Source organism: Sulfitobacter litoralis (assembly GCF_900103185.1).
In the GTDB taxonomy this organism is placed as follows: domain Bacteria; phylum Pseudomonadota; class Alphaproteobacteria; order Rhodobacterales; family Rhodobacteraceae; genus Sulfitobacter; species Sulfitobacter litoralis.
In genome coordinates, this window is record NZ_FNJD01000049.1 from 1 (window position 1) to 3,112 (window position 3,112).

The 3,112-nt window shown below is 51.1% G+C and carries 2 protein-coding genes; both read right to left on the minus strand.

The window, feature by feature from the left end:
- Positions 1 to 154 precede the first annotated feature (154 nt).
- On the minus strand, positions 155 to 1,810 hold the full coding sequence (locus BLQ98_RS17915) for a hypothetical protein (protein WP_093734537.1): 1,656 nt from the start codon (positions 1,808 to 1,810) through the stop codon (positions 155 to 157).
- The coding region (locus BLQ98_RS18340; RefSeq protein WP_167354585.1) for a site-specific integrase at positions 1,807 to 3,112 on the minus strand (1,306 nt) is incomplete at its 5' end. The genes BLQ98_RS17915 and BLQ98_RS18340, both read right to left, overlap by 4 nt.

The following is a 3,112-nucleotide window of genomic DNA, read 5'->3' on the forward strand; positions in this document are numbered from 1 at the left end:
ACAATCCATGGAGAAACTCCCTCAAATCCATGAAGCACGGACTCGCAGAATACACGCGTCATCGGAAGGTGGGGTCTAAACAGCGGTTACACTCCTTCTCAGCAGCGCAGAACTTCGCTGCGCTGCATCCCTGACACGCCTCGTAGGTTTTCGCCTACTGCGAGATCGAGCTATCAGAACCATCATCATTGAGACCTTGAAGGAAAGAGCACAACAACTCGGTCCCTAACCTTTGCCGATGGCGGTTAGCCTCAACCTCGTAAAATTTCCGGCTTGTCAAACTACCGTGACCGCAAAGCGCTTGCGCTACTGACGCGTCAAGATAAGGGTCTGCGGCAATTGCGTCATATATCAGCGTACGCACAATATGAGGCCCGTGGTGCAGCTGCTGTGTCATGTTGTGCCACAGCCAGTTCTTACCGAATGGCTGCCATCCACAGGACGGATTACCAAACAGAGCTGTCCCGATCCTTTGGGTATATACTGACCAGAGGTGTGCCTCTGACACATCCATAAGAAGAACAGCATCTAAATAGCGTGTCAGTTCCGCTGCGAGCCGACCCTTAATGGCCGTCCCCGTTTTTGACGTCGTTAGGTCAACAGACCAGCCTTCACTGTCTCGAACGAACTCTTTGCCGACCAAACCATTTCTGAGGTCTCCGCTGCGCAGTTGCAGTTTACACAATAGAGCTAATGCGCCGGCCAGGACGTAATCGCGTCTTCGTTTTCGGATATCATCTTGATCGAACGCATTGTTCAGCAGTCTGTGAGCGGTGGCTGCGACATCAACAAGATCGATAGGATACTGCGCGAGTTTATGCTCTTTTCGACGCAGTTCAGTGTTCGCCTCGAGCTTTACTGCATTATGCACCTCCATTAGTGCGGCATAAATCTCATGACGGTAGCCTGCCTTTTTGGCGAAACATGCAAGAAAATCGCAATATCCGGCGACGCTACGTAGTTTGAGGTCATCTTCGAAGAGAGTGTCAACAAACGCCTTGGATGTTTCCATAGTGAGCTCTATTGGCAGCCCTGCGCGTGCTGAAGCGCTGCAAAGACGACGCAATGCCGAGCATATCGCCTTAAGTCGAGAGAACGATAGACCGCAGTTTTTGTTAAAGAGTTTAGCCATATCGGTGGCAAATGGCTCAGGCAAATCGTGGTAAGGCAGCTTTCCTGCGCTTTTGATATAGCCGACTGCCAAATGTTTCCGATTTCTCTGCGCTTGCTGAAGAATAACGTTGTCGAGGTTCTCAGGGTCAATCGTGGACATCATCGCAGCGAGTTTAGAGAATGTGGTATGGTCCGCACGGAACCGCCCGACCATTTCTGCGTCGACCCTTACGTGCGCTTTCTTGTGCCGCAACCATCGGTCAATCATTCGTATTTCAGGCTTGGTAAAGGTCACCCTGATATCTGGTATCAGCGCCCGAAAAGGTGCCCAATGGATCGAACGAAAAATAAGCTCAAGTGGGCGTCGGTCGGTTGCTGAGCTCGCGAGTGCCCATTCGACCCCTTCGTCAGTTTCATAAGCGTAGTGGCGAAGTAGCGATTTCGGACCACCGAGGCTATTCGTATGCCATCCGTCATCCAGTAATCGAACGATATACGCTTCAGCTGTCTGTGTGTTCAGTTTTGCGGGGAGCCCGAGACTACGCGCAGTGGCAACGAGTCCACGAAGTGTAGAGCCCATGCTACGTCGGTTGCTACGTAGCGACTTCAACGAATACACCTGACCTTCATCTATGTCCGCGAGGAACCTGCGCATGCGCACCGGTAATTCTGCTTCCGTGACCGAAAAACTCGTCATATTTTGTCACCAGTACCCAACATCGCGTTTACGGCTTTCAAACCTTCCATTCCTCGCTGGACACCCTTCTCAGCGTCAAAAAAAGCGTAAGTTTTGATCACTGTCGCCGGTGTGTTGTTCAACATAGACGCGATAACATCGACATCAGCACCTGGTGCGTTAATCATAATAGAAGCAATGCCATGTCGAACCTGATGCAGCGTCATATAGATATCCTGATCTGCGGTGGCATATCGCCAGCCGTCTGCCAGATAGTAATACTTTGCGCCACCGAGTAACTTTGTGGGGTCAGGTGACTGAATATGCCCCATTACGACGGGCCGGGCCTTTACCATCCACCACTCCAGAATTTTCCGTGGATCGACTTTTCCTCGTCGACCAAATTCGGCCACCATCGATTTTCGGTTTTTCATCTTCGGCTTGGGGATGCTTAGATGCACATTACGCGAGCCTTCGGGAAAGAATATATTCGCGTCTTGGCCAGTTACTGACAGGTTAACAAGCGTATCCGCGCGCAAAGGAGCGAACATCAGAATAGCGGCCGCAGCAGTGGCAACGGCGAGTTTCAACGCGTTAGATTTCTGCCCAGCAGATAAGCTGTCAAACCGATCAATGAGATTAACCGACTGTTTGAAAAGGGCCCCGGGCAAGTTCAGAAACTTTTTCATTCTGGGTTTTGACCTCAAAAGCCGACGGCAGAAGTCTTGGTTCTCTTGAGTCATCGTATCCCAGCCTGTGAAGTACCCACCTTTAAAAAACTCCGTCTGAACTTCGCGTAATTCGGGGTGGTAGCGCCGTGCAAAGCGAAACACTGTCCCCATGTTTTTACGGTTTGTCCGGGCACTAAGCGGTGTCCAATAAAACTCGCCAGCGGTTTCAGCATCAAATGCTGCCAAAATGTTATTTATACCCATCGACTCGCGGATGTCCGGGTCGCCCTCGGGGTCAAGTAAGCCCAGTTCAATCAGACATGTGAAGTACCAAGCCAGCTGCTCTTTGATTGACGTTAGCGTCCTTGGTGACAGTGGTTCACGGGTGTGATTAGAAGCCAGCCCTTTGTATTTTTCACCTTCAGCCAACTCGTCGAGATAAGCTGTGATGGCTCGCGTAACTGAGTTTGGGAATATAGGCGTCTGGCGGCAGCGCGATACACGTGGCAGCTCTCCGATACGTACTGGCAATAGTGTTGTATCAATGCTGTTGGGGAAGGCATGCAGCATGTCCAGGGAGAGTGTCCGATCTTCTGTGTAACTGCGATCTGGTCCATGCTTCCTGAGAGGAGCAAGGACGATGACCATATCC

Bases quoted from the DNA above. Each gene is read 5' to 3' on its own strand.
- BLQ98_RS17915 (WP_093734537.1), bottom strand. From the start codon at position 1,810: ATGACGAGTTTTTCGGTCACGGAAGCAGAATTACCGGTGCGCATGCGC.